We start from the raw sequence: 18649 nt of genomic DNA on the forward strand, positions 1-18649 counted from the left end.
CGATGCGCGAAGACGTGCGTCGCTGGAAGCTGCATCATCGCAACGATCTCGACTTGGAGAAAATCGCCCAATGGGCACGGCCTATTCTTGTTGGCTGGGTCAACTATTACGGGCGTTTTCATCGTTCGGCGCTTCGCAGGGCACTGCGCACAGTAGATCCATTTATCGTGCGCTGGGCACAGCGGAAATACAAAAGACTTCGGGGACACACAAAGCGAGCGTGGGGCTGGTTGCGCGGGGTCAAATCCCGCCAGCCGAACCTGTTCGCCCATTGGTCCACGGAATCTCCGGTTGGGGCGATAGGAGCCGGATGAGTCGAGAGACTCACGTCCGGTTCTCGGAGGGCGTGGGGGTGGGATTCCCCCGCGCTACTCGACCATCTGAAAGCCTATGCCGACGGGCGCGAAGCGCGAGATGGCTCCGATCATGGATGAACTTTTACAATCATCTCCGCCCGCATCAGGCAATGAACAACCAGTTTCCCATGGCGGCATGGCGCGCCGGCAAGGACGTGATCGAGGCGGCGAGGACTGTGGATATGCCGCTTCGCTTGGACAACGCAAACGCGTTGCCCACATACCCACAGCAGACGCAAAAGCAGCAGCAGGAAGCTGCTTGATGTGAACGACAAGGCAGGCCGGATCACACCTTAACTTCGCCGATCCATGGTCCCAGCTCCGGGGTCCACTTCAGTTGGTTGCTGAAGCTCGAATTCTCAGCAAAATGCCGTCGCGATAATGAACGAGAACGCAGCCGCCGGGTCGGAGCGAGCTTCCGGCCGATACCAAATCAAAGCGCCGTCCGTATAGTGGATGGGTTGGGTCGGTTACGGTAATCTGCTCCAACTGATCAGATGGCTCCCGAATGGGGGCATCATGCTGTGTGGTCGTAGGCACCGTCGGGATCGATGACCAACGCGCCGGCGAGAGCGCATAGGTCGATCAAGTGATGCCAATCGCGTCCATTGCGCGCCAGCCGCGACGCCTCGATGCAATAGACGGCACCGACGTCGCCCGAACACACCATCGCCACAAGCCGCTCAAATCCAGGCCGCTGAGTACTGCCGGAACCTGAGCGCCCAAGATCGTCGTCAATTACCGTCACCGACCTAAATCCGGCGGTTTCCGCGGCCTGCGCCAGGTCATATTGCCGCCGCTGGCTTTCGAGATTCCCCATGACTTGGGACATTGTCGATTGGCGAACATAGACGACGGCGGCGCGGCTGAGGTGATCAGGCGTGATCTTGATACTCATGGTCACCTCCCGACATCTGAACGGGCTCGACGCCCGCCGCTTCGCCGCTTCCAGCAAGAGATCGGCGAGCGCCTGGATCAGACCTTTGGGATTGGCGCCCAGCGGGTTCTGGGGAATCCGACGACCCAGATCCAGACCCAGTTGCATCGGCTCGCGATATTGGCTTTTTCTCCGCACGTCCTTTCTCCCTCTTCATTGAAGGACGGGATCGTGCGCCCGACGCCTGATTCGTGCCGAGAAGCTTCAGAATAACGGCAAATTCGTTGAGCCCATCAATACTGACCTGCGGTGATCCAAGTACCATGCCGGCACAGGAGCTTTCGTCGAACATCCAATTGGGCACCTCACGACTAAACCCACGCCGTTCCTCCGTGTAGATGCACTTCAAATCCTTGCCGCGTCGGAACGGTGCGACTTGAAGCGTTCGTCCAAAAAGGGGATGCCACGGATAAGCAATTGTCGCGCTTCGAAGACTGTATGCAGAATGTCGCGTGTTGGCCGCGGCGGCCCCGGAAGATATAGAGATCGCCAGCGTGCGGATCGCGCTTCAGAATCTCCTGAACTGTAAGAGCCAGGCTTCGCATGCCGCGACGCATGTCGGTGTGGCCAGTGGCGATCCAAACCCTGACGCCGCTCGGAATCGGGATCATCGTCGCCGCAGCAGCTCAAGAACTCGCTGCAGCGCCTCAACGTCCACGTCACGGTCAACGCGAACGCGACAGCCGCCGCCAAGCTCGATCTCGATGATTCCAGCCCTTGCACGCTGCGCAGGCGGGGAAGACGCCGGTTGTGGCGCGTCGCTCGAGATCGGAGCCGCCACCGGCGTGATCTCGACGGGAACGAGAGCTGGCACGGAATCTCCGCCCAGTCGACCCTGGCGCGCTTGTCGACGCCAGGTGAACAGCAGGCTGTGAGCCACCCCGTGCCGGCGCGCGACGCCGCAGACCGTCTCGCCAGCCTGCAAGGTCTCTTCGACAAGGCGAACCTTCTCGTCGTAACTCCATCGCCGCCGACGCTCGGCGCCCAACACATTGACCTGCATTCGCCACGTGACCTTAAAGCTAGACTTAAGGTCAAATCCTCGGGCCGCCTCTCAAACTACACAAGGCGGCCGACGCCGGCTTTCAATTACCCATAACTTTGTCCACTCGAGCTGATCCGCTGATCGGCAAAATCTTGAATCGAAAGAATCACTTGTGATTCCTTGCTGAGCACCTGATTCGGGAGGGGGTGCTCTATGGGGTTCACATTGAGGGATCGATCGGCAAAAGGCCGTTTGCGATTGTTAGGCGGTGAATGTTGGATCGATCGAGAGACTAGTGGATGCCAGTTTAGGGACGCGCGGCTCGGCGACAGATTCCGCAAACTGCTCACGCAGATTGGAAGCGCCATGGGACAAAGTATTCCGCTCGTCTGCCAGGATTGGGCGAATACCAAGGCAGCCTATCGCTTCTTCTCTAATGACCGGGTCAGCGAAGCGGACATTCTGGCTGGCCACTTTCAATCGACGCGTGAGCGCACGGTTGCCACCGGCGGTCCGGTCCTGGTGCTCCATGATACGACCGAGTTCAGCTATCAAAGAGAGAACTCAGACGCAATCGGGATCACCAAGAGCATAAACAGCGGCCGGGACAAGGCGGGCCGCCTGAGATCGCACACGGTTTGCGGCATTCTGATGCACTCGAGCCTGGCAGTGACGACTGAAGGGCTGCCGCTTGGACTGACCGCCGTCAAATTCTGGACCCGGAAGAAATTCAAGGGGACCGCCGCGCTCAAGAAGAAGATTAATCCAACGCGCGTTCCCATCGAGAAGAAGGAGAGCATTCGGTGGTTGGACAATCTCCGGCAGTCCACGGAGCTGCTCGGCGATCCGGGACGATGCGTCCATGTCGGTGATCGCGAGAGCGATATCTATGAGCTGTTCTGCGCGGCTCGAGAAGCTGGAACGCATTTCGTGATCAGGACTTGCGTTGATCGGCTGGCGGGAGATGGAGATCACACGATCGCTGACGAAATGGACGAAGTCGCCGTCAAAGGACGGCATCGCATCGACGTCAGAGACAACAACGGCGCTCCTGATGAAGCCGTCCTCGAGATCAGATATCGCAAGATTCGCGTCCTGCCGCCGATCGGAAAACAGAAGCGCTATCCCGCGTTGACCTTAACGGTAATCCACGCCGAAGAGCGCGTGTCGCCGAAGAAGAGAAAGAAAATTGAGTGGAAGCTGATCACAGATCTGCCTGTTGGTTCCCGCGTCGAGGCCATTGAGAAGCTGGAATGGTATGCTTTGAGATGGAAGATTGAGGTGTTCCATAAGAGTCTCAAATCGGGCTGCAAAGCTGAGGAGTCGAAGCTCAGGACCGCCCAGCGTCTGACCAATCTGATCTCGCTTTTTTGCATCCTGAGTTGGCGGGTCTTCTGGGTGACGATGCTCAACCGTTCCGCCCCAGATGCACCGCCAACCCTCGCGTTGACCGCGACTGAAATCGGCGTGCTCGATCGCGTCGTCAACGACTAACCAAAAGCGAGACAGAAAACGCTCTCGCACTATCCGATCAAGATTGCCCGGCTCGGCGGCTATCTCGCTCGCGCCAGCGATCCGCCGCCCGGCAATACTGTGATGTGGCGCGGGTTGTCACGCCTCACCGACATCGCGCTGGGCGCCATGGGAGAATTTGTGGGTAATTAAAAGCGACGCCGGAGGGATACAGACTACGCCACCCTCAATTCCAACCAACTTCGCGACGGAACCGACTCAGGCTCACCTGGGGGAACGGCTACTGCTAACGGCAAGATCGGAGACGAGTGCTTGAACGGAGAGATCTTCTAGGGTGTGAAGATGACCCAGACAGTGATCGAAAGCTGGCGCGACCACATTCAGCTTTTTTGGCTGCCGCCGGACTGGACCGCTCACCATCGCCCCCCAGCTCGACCGGGCTCAAACTTGCAATAATCTCTCAGCCCGCTTGGTACAAAATACCGGTCAGGCAAGCAACAAATCAGATTGACGAAGATTCGCACCGCGAAACCGCATCATCCTGCGGCTTTTCGTCCCTTGATACCGAAACATGGCCAAAATCCCGCGCCGCAGCTCCTCTATTATCAAGCGCGCTTCAGGAGCGGGCGAACTTCTTATATTTGTATTTGCTCAACACGATGGAACGGGACATGGATGACACCCTGTATGGCACCCGTGACAAACGGGGGGACTGGACGCCCAACAAGCGACCGAAGCCCCTTCCGGTCTTCGTCTGGCCGGTGCAGTTGAGAGCACTTCTGCGATCGCTCTTGGCCTATCATCTATCGCCTATTAGGGCGTTTTTCATTTTGGCCACCCTCATCGTTTGGATCTATCTCACACCTTCGGTGGAGACGATGCGGGAATTTAGTCCCGGCTGGATTTTGCTCATCCTCCTGCGGAATGCCGCGCTTGCGCTGCTGTTTTATGGCAGCTTTCATGTGGTGCTGTACATCCAGCGACGCCAGCAGACGCAATTCAAATACAATTCCAAGTGGCCCGATACGAACAATACGACGTTCCTGTTTGGAAGCCAGAACGCGGAAAACGTGTTCTGGGTGATGTGCAGTGGTGTGCCGGTGTGGACCGCGTATGAGGTGTTGACTTTGTGGATGTTCGCCAACGGCTATGTCCAATCCGTCGATTTCCGACAACATCCGGCCTATCTTGTTGCACTACTGCTCTTGTTTTGGCCGGTTTGGGTTGGGCTACATTTCTATGCGACCCACCGCCTAATCCATATGGGGCCGCTCTACCACATTATTCACAAGGTGCACCATAACAACGTTAATCCGGGGCCTTGGTCTGGCCTGTCGATGCACACGTTTGAGCACATCATCTACTTCTCCGTCGTGCTGATCTTTTTCATCGTGCCGGCGCACCCACTGCTTGTAGAATTTGGGCTTGTAGCGTTCGCGTTGGGACCCGCGCTTGGTCATTTGGGCTTTGATAGGATCGTGACGGGTGACAAAAAGTCCATGAGCACCGAAAACTACTTTCATTACCTGCACCATAAGTACTTTGAGGTGAATTATGGGAACAGCGATCGGTTGATCCCGTTCGACTATTGGTTCGGCACGGCGCACGATGGTTCACTGGAAGCCGACGAAGCCATGTACAAACGCATGAAGGCGAAGAAATGTGCGCGCGGCTGATCGATTGATGGTTGGGAGGTCGACCGGAAGTCGCGCTCACTATTCCGCACGCTCGCGTCTATCTCGGCAATTGGCTTTCTGCGCCGGCTGGCGGTCGGACGGGCCGCGGATCGCGCCTCAGCGTCGACGCGGACATTTTCGACTGCCGAAATCAGGAGAGACGATATTGACTGGCGATGGAGAGTGGGTGGTCGCCTGCGCTAGCGATGCTTTAGCTAAGGGTCTGTACCTAAATAGCGCCATGTGATTCTCTTGCCTACGTATTCTTGATTCGGGGGCGAGAGAATGCGCGCTGGTTTGTTTTGGCTGAATGACAGGCAATGGGCGCGTATCGAACCGCATCTTCCAACGGGACTGACGGGGCCGGATCGGGACGACGACCGGCGCATCATCAGCGGCATCATTCACATGCTGCAATCGGGTGCACGATGGCGCGATTGTCCGCGTGAATACGGCCCTTACACGACGATCTACAATTGCTTCAATCGCTGGGCGAAGCGAGGACGATGGTGCGCAATCTTCGAAGCGCTGGCCAAGCCTGGCGAAGACGGCATTGTGCTGGCGCTCGACTCGACCTCGATTAAAGCTCACCGATGTGCCTCCGGCGGAAAAGGGGGGAGCAGGCAATCGGCCGCTCGCGCGGAGGCCGCACGACAAAAATCCATGCGCTGAGCGATCCGCTCTGCCGGCCGGTCGTCCTGCATCGTACGCCCACGATGAAGGCCGCCTTGTTCTGAGAGGCGGATTGAGCACTCATAAGCACGTGTTTAAGAGCGAGCTTAAGAGCGATTGATGGGTCAGATTTCGGTGCTGACGGGGCCGGAACGCCGGCGGCGTTGGAGCGAGGATGAGCGGTGCCGGATCGTTGCGGAGGCCTTTGCGCCGGGATCGTGTGTGGCGCAGGTTGCGCGGGATCACGATATTTCGACGGGTCTGATTTACACCTGGCGGCGTCGGCTTCGCCAGGACCTTGCTGACCATGGCTTTGTGGAAGCGGCGATGGAAGCGGAGCCGATCAAGGAAGCGGCACCGTCCGGTGAAGTGATCGTGGTGGAATTGACGGGGAGCGGACGGATCAGGATTTGCGGGTCGGCGCCGCCCTTGCTGGTGTCGGCGGTGTTGAAGGCGCTGCGATGATTCCGATCCCCTCTGGCGTGCGGGTATGGCTGGCGACGGGCCATACCGATATGCGGCGCGGCTTTCCGAGCCTGGCTTTGCAGGTGCAGGAGGTCTTGAAGCATGACCCACTGGGGGGTCATTTGTTTTGCTTCAGGGGGCGCCGTTCAGATCTGATAAAAATCATCTGGCACGATTCTCAGGGAGCGTGCCTGTTTACAAAACGACTCGAAAGAGGAAGATTCATCTGGCCTTCGGCTGCCGGTGAAGCCGTGACGATCTCTCCGGCGCAGCTTTCTTACCTGCTATCTGGGATCGACTGGCGGAATCCTCAAGAAACTTTGCGTCCAACGCGAGTTGGATAGCATTCTGCGATTGAACCTACCGGGAAATCTGATTCACTGGCTTCATGAGTTTGAAGCCGGATGACCTTCCTTCGGATCTCGCCAGCGCCCAGGCGGCGCTGTTGATCGAACGTGAGGCGTCGCGGGCTGAACGCGAAGCGCGGCTGAGGGTCGAGATCGAACGCGATGCGGCCGCGGCGAAGGTCAGCCGGATACAGGCCGAAGCCATCAATTGGCAAGCCGAAGCGGCCAACGCGCGGGCGAAGCTGTCGGACAATGAGGCGCTGATCGCGCATCTCGAGCTGCGGATCGAGAAGCTCAAACGCGAACTGTACGGGCCGCGTTCCGAGCGCACGGCGCGGCTGATCGAGCAGTTGGAATTGGAACTTGAAGAACTCGTCACCACGGCGAGCGAGGATGAGCTCGCCGCGCGGGCCGCGGCGGCAAAGGCGCAGAGCGTACGCGCCTTCACGCGCAAGCGGCCGGTGCGCAAGCCATGGCCGGATGACATCGAATGCGAGCGCGTCGTCATGGAGGCTCCGACGAGCTGTGCCTGCTGCGGTGGATCGCGGCTGGCGAAGATCGGTGAGGATGTGACCAAGACGCTGGAAGAGATCCCGCGCCGCTTCAAGGTCATCGAGACGGTGCGCGAGAAGTTCACCTGCCGCGATTGCGAGAAGATCAGCCAGCCGCCCGCGCCGTTCCATGCCACGCCGCGCGGCTTCATCGGCCCACAATTGCTGGCGACGATCCTGTTCGACAAGTTCGGCATGCATATCCCGCTCAACCGCCAGAGTGCGCGCTTTAAGGCCGAGGGGATCGACCTGCCGTTGTCGACACTGGCCGACCAGGTCGGCCACGGGACCTTCGCCGTCATGCCGCTCTTCCACTTGATCGAACGCCATGTACTCGCGGCCGAGCGCCTGCATGGCGACGACACCACCATCCGTATCCTGGCGAAGGGCAAGTGCACGACCGGGCGGATCTCGACTTATGTGCGGGATTATGCACACCCCGTGATTATGCGCAGCTCGCAGGAACAGGAGCCTATATCCATGGGATTCTCGGACGAACGATACCGGCCTTGACTGGCCGTCATGGGCTGCAGTCGGTTGAGCGTGCGCTCTTTCATCGCGAGGTCTGCCTGAAGGTACATGTGTGTCGTGGCGGGGCTCTCATGACCGAGCCATAGGGCGATGACGCTGATATCGACGCCAGACTGCAGGAGATGCATCGCCGTAGTGTGGCGGATGGTGTGAGGCGAAATCGAGCGGCGCGCGAGTTGCGGATAACGTTCTGCGGCGGCCGATACCGCAAGTTCAAGGCGCTGGGTGACGTTTGAACGCGCCATGCACCCTCCGCCCCGATTCGGAAACAGGAAGTCCTGCTCGCCCGTTCCGTTCAATCGGCGCTTCCAATTGCGGATCATCTTCGTGGTCGTACGCCAGAGCGGCACGCTGCGGTCTTTGCGCCCCTTGCCATGCAGGTGCGCAACCGCCGTGCCGTCAACGACGACATCGCCGACGCGCAGGCCGAGGGCTTCGGACACGCGGGCGCCGGTGTTGTACATCAAGCTGAACAGTGCGCGATCTCGCTCACCTGCCCAAGTCTGCGTATCCGGCGCATCAAGGATCGCTTGCATCTCATCGCGTGACAGAAATCCCAGAACCGGCCGGTCGAACCGTTTCATCGGAATGGCCAGCACCTGTTCGATGACGAGGAGCGCGGTCAGGTCATAGTGGGCGGCATACTTCAGGAAGGAGCGAAGCGCCGCCAGGCGGGCGTTGCGCGTGCGCGCACCATTACTCCGCTCCTTCTCTAGATGGTCGAGAAAGTCCAGGATCAACTGCGCATCGAGGTCAGCCAAGATCAGCCGGGTGGGCTCCTTGCCGATCTGCGCCGCGCGAAGCCAAGCAACAATCGGAATGTGTCCCGGTAGGCGGCGATGGTGCGAGGGCTGACGGCTCGCTGATTGCCCAGATGCTCGACAAAAAAGCGTTGAAGCAGGATGGGGAAGGACGGTGTCGGATTGGGATCAGACATGATGCCCCCCTCCGACATTTGCTGCGAAAAGCTCGAAACGTTTGCTGGAGACCGCCATGAGTTCTGGGACGCCGGTCAGGTACCAATAGGTATCGGAGATCTTGGCATGGCCGACGTAGGTCGAGAGCGCCGCCATGGCGTTGTCGATATCGGCGTCATGCTCGTGCCAAAGCTGAACGCGGCGGCAGATGAAGGTGTGGCGCAGGTCATGGATGCGCACCTCGCCATGGCCGCCCCGCGCGATCCAACCGAGGTCGGTGCGAAGCTTCTGGAAAACCTTATTGATCCTCCGCTTCGCGATGAAACCGCCCGTTGAGGACAGGAACAGCGGTGAGTCCTTGGCGAGCGCACCATGACGCGCCCGAACCGCCAGATAGCGCCGCAGCGCGGCGACGACGGTGGCATGTATGGGCACATGCCTGGACTTGCGGAACTTCGTGTTCCGAACCGTAAGGACCGCTCCGGCGAGATCGACATCGCCGCAGTGTAGGTCGAGTGCTTCCGATCGGCGCAGCCCCGTAGCGGCGATCAGCCCGAAGAGTGTCGCATAGGTCGCCGGACGCAATCCGCCCGTGGGAGTCAGCCGCAAAGCGGCAGCAATAAGGTCGCAGACCTCCTGCTCTGAATAGATGTGCGGCGCGAGGCGGCGGTGTGAACGACCAAAGATCGCGGTCTGGGGAAACTCGGTGTCGGGATCGAGCCGCGTCAGATACCTCGCGAACGGGCGAAGGACCTCGAGGCGCCGAGCCCAGGAGAACGGGCTGGCCTGTTTGGCCTGCCCCCGTACCCAGTTCAGGACGATACCGTTGGTGAGTGGGCCCCGATGACCGTGTTGGTCGGCGAACAGGGCGAAGGCGGTGATGTAATGGCCCTCCATCCTGAGCTTGAAACCGAGGGCGCGGCGCTCGGACAAATAGTCCTTAGCCAGCGAGAGCATCGTACGCGCGCCGGTCATTGCGCGCTCCCTGGCCAGGGCAAAGCCACGGCGGCAAGGTTGGTCAGATCGACCTTTGCATAGATGGCGGACGTGTCGAGGCTTCGATGCCGCAAGATGTCTGCAATCTCTTTCATCTGCGCGCCGGCGCGCAGAAGTCGACTGGCCGCGCTGTGGCGGAGAATATGGACACCGGTTCGCGTCCATCCACATCTTCGGTAGCCGGCCAGCACTGCGCGTTTGACGCTCGTGATCGTGATCGGTTCATCGTAGGGTGCGACGTGGCGAACAAATATGGCTCGGTTCGACGTCGCGGGCCGCTCTTCGCGCAGATAAGCTGCAATCGCCGCTCCTGTTACGGCCGGCAGGGGCAGAGCATCAGCCCGTCGGCTCTTGGTGCCGACAAGGTTGATCGTGCCATCGGCCCAGTTGATGTCGTCAAGCTGCAACTTGACGACTTCGCCGGATCGCAGGCCGAGATCGATCAGGCACCGCACCATCGCATAAGCTCGCAGGCGCGACGGGAACGACTGATCAAACGAACTCAGCAGTTCGTCGATCTCGGTGTCGGTCAGCACCCCTGGCAATGAGGCCAACCGCCAGCGTGCGACTCGGGGAATTGCGGCCTTCAGTTCGTTCACCCGGTCGCCGGATATGCTGCGAAAGCGGAGATAACAGGCAACGGTGACGCCGATTGCGGCGACGGAGGCGGGGCCTCGCCCCTGTTCGCCAAGGATGAAGCGGCGGATGGATGTGGCCTTGACTGTCGTCATGGAGATGGGCCGCTCGCCGAAATGCTCGACAAGAAACTCCCCGACCACTCTGCAACGCCGCCGACGGGTGCTCTCCGCCAAACCCCAGACGTCGCGCATATGGGTATCGAAGCGCGTCAACTCCCGTTCGATAGCGGAATTGCGGGCCGGATACTGCAGCGGCACGCCGCCGGCTTCGAGTACCTCCAGAAGATGGCCCAGCGCCGCTTGCAACTCATTGCGAAAGCGGCGGACCGGGTCGGGGCAGGTACACGCCGGTAGGTGTTCCGAGAGAAAACGCACAACGGCGCCCTGGCCGATCGCTGCCAAGTCGTGCCGCTCCTGAGTCAGCCAATGGGCGAAGTGCGCGACGCAGCGCAGATAGGCGCGCTGAGTGTTCGGCGCATATCGCCTCCGCTGCAAGTGTTCCCCGTATTGCGAAACGTAGGGCTGAAGAATACTCCCCTCCAGCCAAGCACGAGGCCGTGGCTGTATGACGATCGTTTTTTGCATGCTGATCTCCTATCGAGCTGAAGGCTCGATAGGAAAGACCGAAATTATGCGCAGTTCGCCAGCCGGAAGTCGTCCGAGAATCCCATGGATGTAGGCTCCTGTTCCTGCGAGCTGCGCATAATCACGGGGTGTGCATAATCCCGCTTGGACGAAGCCGCTCCGCGGCAGAACACTCGGCAAGAGTGGCCCATCTTCGGATGAAGGAATGCGGCTGAAGCAACTGTAACTGCTTTGGCGTGCCATGGTGAGACGTAATTTGCAGCGTTCATAGGCTTGGCTTCGAGCAAGATGGCGTTGCTGCCCTCGGGCAGTTTTTTTTGCCAAGGAGCCTTCCATGACCCCGCTTCGGTTACGCATGATAAACGACATGCAGATCCGCAACCTGTCACCGCATACGCAGGATTCCTATCTGCTGCAGGTTTCGCAGTTCGCCCGCCATTTTGCGAAGTCGCCGGCTTTGCTTGGGCCGGAAGATGTCCGCGCCTACCAAGTCTATCTGACGAACGAGAAGAAGTTGGCGCCGAAGTCGATCCACGTGACCGTCTCAGCGCTCCGTTTCTTGTACCGTGTCACGCTCGGCTTCGAATGGGATTTCGACCTCATCATTCCGTGTCCAAAGGCGCCCAAGACACTCGCCGTCATCCTCAGCCCCGAAGAGGTGCTGCACTTCCTCGGCTGCGTGGAGAGCCTCAAGCATCAAGTGATCCTGACAACATGCTACGCCGCCGGTCTGCGCATTTCCGAAGCGGTACGCCTAAAGCCGGGAGCCATCGACCGACAGCGGATGGTGCTACGCGTCGATCAAGGCAAGGGGAAGAACGACCGTTACGTCATGCTCTCGGCACGGTTGCTGGAGACACTGACCGACTATTGGCGCGCCGTCCGGCCGAGCACGTGGATGTTTCCCGGCGGTATCCCCAACGAGCCGATATCGACCAACGCGGTGCAGGACGCCTGCAGCAAGGCGCATCGGTTAACGGGCCTTGCCAAGCCCGTGACGCCGCATTCGCTGCGGCATGCCTTCGCCGTCCATCTACTCGAGGCCGGCACCGATCTTCGCACCATCCAGCTCTTGCTTGGCCATCGCAGCCTGTCCACAACCGCGCAATATCTCCGGATAGCCACGAACAAAGTCTGCGCGGCGACCAGCCCGCTGGAGCTGCTGCCGCGCCCAATCCCTAAGGCACCACCACCGCCGCCGCCTGAACATTTCTGACGGCGGCCCCATGGGACGCTCAGGTCCGGAAGTGGCGGATATCTTCCGCCGCTATGGTGCTGCCTGGCGCGAGCAGCACTGGAGGTCTCTATCGACCGAACGACGTGCAGCAATGACGGCCACCGAGCGCTGCCGAACGGCCGCGCTCGGTGGCCATGTCGAGCAGTGCGATCACTGCGGAGAGCGGCGGATCTCCTACAATAGCTGCCGCTCGCGCAACTGCCCCAAGTGCCAATCGCTCGCGCGGGCAGAATGGATCGAGGCCCGACAAGCGGAGCTTCTCGATACGCAGTATTTTCACGTTGTTTTCACCATACCCGACCAAATCGCAGCGATCGCATTCCAGAATGCCGGCACCGTGTACGATATTATGTTCCGCACAGCTGCAGAGACTTTGCGGACTATCGCTGCCGACCCCAAGCACCTCGGTGCCGAGATCGGGTTCTTTTCTGTCCTTCATACTTGGGGCCAGAACCTCCTTCACCATCCCCACCTCCGTTGCGTCGTTCCTGGAGGAGGACTGTCCCCGGATGGCAGCCGCTGGATCGCGTGCCGGCCCGGCTTCTTTCTTCCCGTGGCCGTGCTTTCCCGTCTGTTCCGGCGCCTATTTCTCAGCGCCTTGCAAAAGTCGTTCGATACCGGCGAGCTACAATTCTTCTCGTCGCTGGACCCGTTGCGTGATCCGGCTGCGTTTCAGCGTTATCTGAACGATGTCCGCAGAATCAATTGGGTTATCTACGCCAAGCCGCCATTTGGCAGCGCCGAACAGGTTGTGCACTATGTCGGCCGCTATACGCATCGGGTAGCGATCAGCAACAGCCGTGTCATCGATATCGAAGACGGCAAAGTACGCTTTCGATGGAAGGATTACCGCCACGGAAGCCAGCAGAAAGTAATGACGCTGGACGCCGGGGAGTTCATTCGGCGTTTCCTCATCCATGTCCTGCCCGAAGGCTTCAAACGTATTCGCTACTATGGTTTTCTGGGTAACCGCTACCGCAAGCAAAAGCTCGCTCGCTGCCGCGAACTGCTCGGAATGATATCCGCCGACGCTCATTCGGAGCCGGAAGAGCCGTCCGATTGCCCCGAGAAGGCTGAGCACTGCAATGCCGCTTCCTTGCGTCAATGTCCATCCTGTCATCAAGGCCACATGGTGTGCGTCGAGGTCTTGCAGCCAGGTTCGTTCAGTGCCGCTCGTTCACCGGACACTTCTTGATGCGAGACCTCGATCAACCAAGAACCGCCACCTTCCATTTCGCAATTCTTCCGGCCGCCGTGGCAGCCGATAGATGCCCTGTTGTCGTTCTTCCGACGTCAAACCTCCGGCGCTTCGCATTTTTCGGCTACTTCGCTTCCCAGATGTCGCTTCCACCCAGTACTTTCGTGATAATGTCCGCTTTGGACTTGTCTCCAGTCCAGATCACGACGTCCACAAATAACGGCGCAGTGATTCAACACCCATAGCTGCAGCGGCGTGCCCGCGGCTTCGTCCAACACGTTTTTAGATTACCGGCGCCCCTCGCGAGTGCTCGTGTTGGGTACCGAACCACGCGCCGCCAATCTAAAAACGCTCTCTATTATGTAGAGATTTACATAAGCGGGATGACCGGCCCTTTGCCGGGCCGGCGCCGCCGGCGGCGGTCTATTACGCCTCGAGCGACCGACGCGGCGAGCATCCCCAGAAGCATCTGGCCGCCTTCGCCGGTATCCTGCAAGCCGATTGCTACAACGGCTTCGAGCCGCTGTTCGACCCGCAGAGGAAGGTGCTGCCGATTACGCCGGCGTTTTGCTTTGCCCATGCGCGGCGGGGCTTCTTCGAGCTGGCTGACATCGAGAAAAATGCTCGGGAAGGTAAGAAGGGCAAACCGGTCTCTCCGATCGCGCTGGAGGCGGTCAGACGCCTCGATGCGTTGTTCGAGATCGAGCGCGCCATCAATGGCTGCGGCGCCAACGAGCGGCGCGCCGTGCGCCAGGAAAAGAGCAAGCCGCTTCTCGAGGACATGCACGCCTGGTTGCTGCGTGAGCGCGAAACCCTCTCGCGCTCCTCCGAGGTCCTGAAACCGATGAACTACATGCTCAGGCGCTGGGACGCCTTCGCCCGCTTCCTCGACGATGGCAGGATCTGCTTGACCAACAATTGCGCTGAGCGCGCATTGAGGGGCATCGCGTTGGGAAGGCGCAACTGGACCTTCGCCGGCAGCCAGCGCGGCGCCGACCGTGCCGCCATCATGCTGACGATGATCACGACCTGTCGCCTCAACGACGTCGATCCCAAGGCCTGGCTCGCCGACGTCCTCGCCCGTATCGCCGATCTTCCCGCGTCGCGTCTGCACGAACTGCTGCCCTGGGAATGGAAGCTCCTGTGCCAAGCCGACAAGCCCGCCGATCAGCAGGCCGCCTGACCTTCACGCAACGCCATCATAGAGCTCGCCGTGCCCGCGCGCATGTCTCAATCAGGCGGTCTTCGTCGTATGCGTACCCTGCATCTGACTCCAGGCCAGAACGCCGACATCGCGGCGGCGCCCGATGTTCTGGCTCTCGCGCCACCCATGAGCGCGCTCCTCGCCGACAAAGGGTATGACGGCGACAACCTCCGCGGCGAAATCGTTCGTCGCGGCGCCAAGCCCGTAATCCCCAATAAATCTAACCGTGTCGTCATCCATCGCTTCAACAAACGCGCCTACAAAGGCCGAAACGTCATCGAACGCTGCTTTTCAGGCTCAAGGACTTTCGGCGCATCGCCACGCGGTATGACAAGCTCGCCCGAAATTTCTTGGCCGCTGTTCATCTCGCCGCTCTCGTCGCATATTGGCTCAATTGAGTCTGGACCCTAATTTCCTCGGTGCCGGAGCTGCGCCAGGGTTGGCTCGAGGGCATCAGCGAAACCGTTTTGAAGGAGGCCTCAGGCGGCATCGTGCGCCGCGCCGGAGCGGCCTGTAGCTTCTTCGAGCGCTGTTCACTGCGTATCCCCGGGCCGCTGCGATGTTGAGCCGACACCGCTGCGCCGCTTCTCGAAGGGGGCGGAGCTAATCGAGCTTGCCGCGCAAAGGGACGCGAACGAAATATCCGGGCGACCCGAAATCAGTGAACCGCGTGATTTCGGTCCAGCATGGCGGGATCCCACGTTCTGGCGCCATTCGTAGCGCGGACTCGCGCATCAATCGGATGGGACAAGAACTCTGCCTGCGCAATCAAGCCACAAAAACTCACGTTCAAGAGCTCGTCGTACTAGTCGTACCGACATGATGCGATCGGAGCACATGTTCTCAAGCGCGAGCCAGCTTCGTCCGGTTCGTACAAACTTTGCGCGCTGACTGTTAACGTAATGTGTCAACCTGATTTTTGCGATTGTGGAATGGTCCGCATCGCGACGTCCACTGATGCAATTTATCAGCTAGCGTTCGAGGAAGGCCCTGTAGGTCGAGAATGATTGGGGGCGAAGGTGGCCAGTCTCTCTATTCAAGATATGGACAGCCACTTTTGAGACGAGGAAATTGGAGGACTACTATGAAGGTGGCGAAGAGCCTTTTGTTTGGTTCGGCCGCGGGTCTGATCTCGCTAGCCGGAGCGCACGCAGCCGATCTTCCGGTGAAGGCGAAAGCTGTCGAGTACGTGAAGATCTGCTCGCTATATGGAGCTGGATTCTACTATATTCCGGGTTCGGACACCTGCATTAAGCTCAGTGGCTATCTGCGTGTCCACACTACTTTGAACGCAAACGCTGATGCTTACGTCCCAGACAACGGTGTAGGTGCTGCACGGAACCGTCTCAGCAACTACTATACGGCGCGTGCTCGCGAAATGCTATCTATCGATACGCGCACCGCAACCGAGTATGGCGTGGTTCGCACGTACTTCATGGGTTGGTTTACTTGGACGTCGGGCAGCTATGCGGGAGCGGGTACAGGCCTCACTGGTGGCGCGACGGCGTACAGCGCGAGTAATCCTGCAGGAAGTGGAAGCGGCCAGGTCGCCGGCGGGCAGCTGGGCGTTCCTTACGCCTTCATCCAGTTCGCTGGTTTCACGATGGGTAAGGCGACATCGCAGTTCTCCACGCCCTGGGCCCAATATCCTGCTAACGTCACCGAACTACCGGGCAGCGGCGGCTGGGATCCTGTGAACCAATTCACCTACACTGCTGACTTTGGCCAAGGCATTACGGCCTCATTCTCGGCTCAGGATCAGGTGCAAAATTACACAACCAACATCTGGAACGTGGGTGCCGCGACGACTACAGGTCTTGCGACCGGCACATACGGCGCTAACGACATCGGCGGTTCGCGAGCCCCAGACCTCGTCGCGAGCCTTCGTGTTGACCAAGCTTGGGGCCTTTTCCAGGCATCGGTCGCAGCGCACGACAACCATGTCGGTTACTATGGCGCAACAGAGGATACTGGCTATCCGAGCGACAAGTGGGGCTGGGCTGGTCAGCTCGCATTGTCGATCAAGAACGTCCCGACCGGTGCGGGTGACACGATCAACCTGACTGGTGTGTACGCCAATGGTGCAAGCCGTTACACTTTCAATGACTACATGTCGTCCACCTATGCGAGATACGGTGGCACGACTTTGGCGGGTGCTTACCAGAGCGTCGGATTTGCTGGTCTTTCTGACGCGGTGTTCGTTGCAGGCGCTGGCCAGCAGTTGACCACGACCTACGGCTTCAACGCAGGTTACACCCACAATTGGGATCCTCACTGGTGGACCAGCATCTTCGGCGGATGGGGTGCGGTTCGCTATAACGGTACTGCGAAGGGATACATCTGCGGCGCATTGGTCACAAGCCTGGCGCTATCAGGCGGCGCCGCGGGATGTAACCCTGATTTCAATTATGTCACCCTCGGTACACACACCGCGTGGACCCCGGTCAAAGGCCTGACTTTCGGGGTCGAGCTCATTTACAATCTCCTGGATCAAAAGTATGCGAGCGGAAGCACGGTCACGTTGCCGGTGCAGTCCAGCGTAGCAAAGCCGGCTGGCTTGTATGAACTGAAGGACCAGGGCGCTCTCTCACTGCTGCTACGCGCTCAACGGAGTTGGTGAGTCTCTCAAGCATACAAGAAAAGAGCGCCTCTATACCTGATTTTGATCTCTAAGAAGGCCTCCGGCATGCGCGCCGGAGGCCTTTTAGTAGTTGGTGCACGTCTGCACGGGCATTCGTGACCTCGCGGCCAAGTCTGAACTCTATGTTTTTCCTAGGCGCAAGAATCCTGTGTAGCGCGACAAACTGAATGAGAGGCGACTTCCATCGTAAGCGCTTCGCTGATCCCCTCGTGCGGAGCATGACAGAAGCGTGCAAAGCTGGCCTCGGATCAACGAGGTGGCGGTATGATTGCAGACGGCAAAATGGACGTCCAATTGGACGTCTCGAAGGCGAGCCGCGTCAGTCGGCGTGCGGTGAGAGGGGCCGACTGGGCGTCGCAATCGTTCGGCCGCGGAGAAGGCGAAGATCGCCGCGGAGAGTCTGGTGGCTGGAGCGCAGGTGGCGACGGTCGCGCGGAAACATGGCGTGACACGCTGGCAGGTCTACGATTGGCGGCGTCGCTTGCGGCGAGGGCGGCTGTCACTGCCTGATGGCTTGGCGGCGACGTTTGCGCCGTTGATGCTGGACGAAATGCCAAAGACCCGGCAGCCGTGGATCCCGTGCTGGTGAAACTGGAGATCATGGTCAGCGACGTCGTGATCCGAACGGAAGTCGAGGTTGAGTATCTGGCTGGTGTGATCCTGGCGATGCGTGCATCACGATGATTACGCCGGGTGCCGATCTGAAGGTATACGTGGCGACACGCCCGGTGGAAATGTCGGGAGGTGACCATGAGTATCAAGATCACGCCTGATCACCTCAGCCGCGCCGCCGTCGTCTATGTTCGCCAATCGACAATGTCCCAAGTCATGGGGAATCTCGAAAGCCAGCGGCGGCAATATGACCTGGCGCAGGCCGCGGAAACCGCCGGATTTAGGTCGGTGACGGTAATTGACGACGATCTTGGGCGCTCAGGTTCCGGCAGTACTCAGCGGCCTGGATTTGAGCGGCTTGTGGCGATGGTGTGTTCGGGCGACGTCGGTGCCGTCTATTGCATCGAGGCGTCGCGGCTGGCGCGCAATGGACGCGATTGGCATCACTTGATCGACCTATGCGCTCTCGCCGGCGCGTTGGTCATCGATCCCGACGGTGCCTACGACCACACAGCATGATGCCCCCATTCGGGAGCCATCTGATCAGTTGGAGCAGATTACCGTAACCGACCCAACCCATCCACTATACGGACGGCGCTTTGATTTGGTATCGGCCGGAAGCTCGCTC

Annotated in this window: 13 protein-coding genes and 7 pseudogenes; 15 read left to right on the forward strand and 5 right to left on the reverse strand. The window is 59.6% G+C overall.

The genetic code is table 11. The features are described from left to right. Positions 1-314 (forward strand): group II intron maturase-specific domain-containing protein (locus GWG65_RS39030; protein ID WP_275200725.1); only part of this gene is annotated, 314 nt, incomplete at its 5' end. A gap of 152 nt (positions 315-466) precedes the next feature. Next, positions 467-619 (forward strand): hypothetical protein, encoded by a 153-nt coding sequence (locus GWG65_RS39035; protein ID WP_275200726.1) that lies wholly within the window; start codon positions 467-469, stop codon positions 617-619. 266 nt (positions 620-885) lie between these two features. On the opposite strand, the pseudogene GWG65_RS39040 reads toward GWG65_RS39035, so the two are convergent. Beyond that, positions 886-1254: pseudogene (locus GWG65_RS39040) on the reverse strand (recombinase family protein); the annotation flags it as partial. 886 nt (positions 1255-2140) lie between these two features. Continuing rightward, positions 2141-2296: pseudogene (locus GWG65_RS39045) on the reverse strand (transposase); the annotation flags it as partial. A 195-nt stretch (positions 2297-2491) separates the two neighbouring features. Between GWG65_RS39045 and GWG65_RS39050 the strand changes: the two are divergent. From GWG65_RS39050 to GWG65_RS39075, 6 genes and pseudogenes are all read left to right on the forward strand, one after another. Next, complete coding sequence (locus GWG65_RS39050) at positions 2492-3772, forward strand: IS4 family transposase (protein ID WP_275200727.1); 1281 nt, start codon at positions 2492-2494, stop codon at positions 3770-3772. Positions 3773-4422: 650 nt separating this feature from the next. Continuing rightward, positions 4423-5427 carry a sterol desaturase family protein gene (locus GWG65_RS39055; protein ID WP_275200728.1) on the forward strand — a complete coding sequence of 335 codons (1005 nt, stop codon included), beginning with the start codon at positions 4423-4425 and terminating at the stop codon, positions 5425-5427. 285 nt (positions 5428-5712) lie between these two features. Continuing rightward, a pseudogene (locus tag GWG65_RS39060) lies at positions 5713-6122 on the forward strand (IS5 family transposase); the annotation flags it as partial. A gap of 97 nt (positions 6123-6219) precedes the next feature. After that, a complete protein-coding gene (locus tag GWG65_RS39065; protein ID WP_275200729.1) occupies positions 6220-6564 on the forward strand; it encodes a transposase in 345 nt (114 codons plus the stop codon). Next, positions 6561-6908: an IS66 family insertion sequence element accessory protein TnpB gene (gene tnpB / locus GWG65_RS39070; protein WP_082758020.1), complete on the forward strand. Its 348-nt coding sequence runs from the start codon at positions 6561-6563 to the stop codon at positions 6906-6908. The genes GWG65_RS39065 and tnpB overlap by 4 nt, the downstream gene beginning before the upstream one ends. A 44-nt stretch (positions 6909-6952) precedes the next feature. Beyond that, positions 6953-7891: pseudogene (locus GWG65_RS39075) on the forward strand (transposase); the annotation flags it as partial. Here GWG65_RS39075 and GWG65_RS39080 read toward each other — a convergent pair. From GWG65_RS39080 to GWG65_RS39090, 3 genes are all read right to left on the reverse strand, one after another. Continuing rightward, positions 7891-8754: a tyrosine-type recombinase/integrase gene (locus tag GWG65_RS39080; protein WP_275200730.1), complete on the reverse strand. Its 864-nt coding sequence runs from the start codon at positions 8752-8754 to the stop codon at positions 7891-7893. The pseudogene GWG65_RS39075 and the gene GWG65_RS39080 overlap by 1 nt on opposite strands. 168 nt (positions 8755-8922) lie before the next feature. Beyond that, positions 8923-9885, reverse strand: coding sequence for a tyrosine-type recombinase/integrase (locus tag GWG65_RS39085; RefSeq protein ID WP_275200731.1), 963 nt, complete (start codon positions 9883-9885; stop codon positions 8923-8925). Beyond that, positions 9882-11129: a site-specific integrase gene (locus tag GWG65_RS39090; RefSeq protein ID WP_275200732.1), complete on the reverse strand. Its 1248-nt coding sequence runs from the start codon at positions 11127-11129 to the stop codon at positions 9882-9884. The genes GWG65_RS39085 and GWG65_RS39090 overlap by 4 nt, the downstream gene beginning before the upstream one ends. Positions 11130-11463: 334 nt before the next feature. Between GWG65_RS39090 and GWG65_RS39095 the strand changes: the two genes are divergently transcribed. From GWG65_RS39095 to GWG65_RS39125, 7 genes and pseudogenes are all read left to right on the forward strand, one after another. Further along, the gene (locus GWG65_RS39095; RefSeq protein ID WP_275200733.1) at positions 11464-12345 is read left to right on the forward strand and encodes a site-specific integrase; all 882 of its coding nucleotides are present in this window, start codon (positions 11464-11466) and stop codon (positions 12343-12345) included. A 10-nt stretch (positions 12346-12355) separates the two neighbouring features. Then, positions 12356-13561, forward strand: a complete 1206-nt coding sequence (locus tag GWG65_RS39100) for an IS91 family transposase (RefSeq protein WP_275200734.1) — start codon at positions 12356-12358, stop codon at positions 13559-13561. Between the two features lie 382 nt (positions 13562-13943). After that, positions 13944-14747 (forward strand): annotated as a pseudogene (locus GWG65_RS39105) (IS66 family transposase); the annotation flags it as partial. Between the two features lie 78 nt (positions 14748-14825). Then, positions 14826-15166: pseudogene (locus tag GWG65_RS39110) on the forward strand (IS5 family transposase); the annotation flags it as partial. A gap of 686 nt (positions 15167-15852) precedes the next feature. Beyond that, the gene (locus GWG65_RS39115; protein WP_275200735.1) at positions 15853-17388 is read left to right on the forward strand and encodes a porin; all 1536 of its coding nucleotides are present in this window, start codon (positions 15853-15855) and stop codon (positions 17386-17388) included. 439 nt (positions 17389-17827) lie between these two features. Beyond that, a complete protein-coding gene (locus GWG65_RS39120; RefSeq protein ID WP_342760714.1) occupies positions 17828-17998 on the forward strand; it encodes a hypothetical protein in 171 nt (56 codons plus the stop codon). A gap of 161 nt (positions 17999-18159) precedes the next feature. Next, a pseudogene (locus tag GWG65_RS39125) lies at positions 18160-18528 on the forward strand (recombinase family protein); the annotation flags it as partial. Positions 18529-18649 lie beyond the last annotated feature (121 nt).

The sequence above is a fragment of the Bradyrhizobium sp. CSA207 genome, from assembly GCF_029051685.1.
Classification (GTDB): domain Bacteria; phylum Pseudomonadota; class Alphaproteobacteria; order Rhizobiales; family Xanthobacteraceae; genus Bradyrhizobium.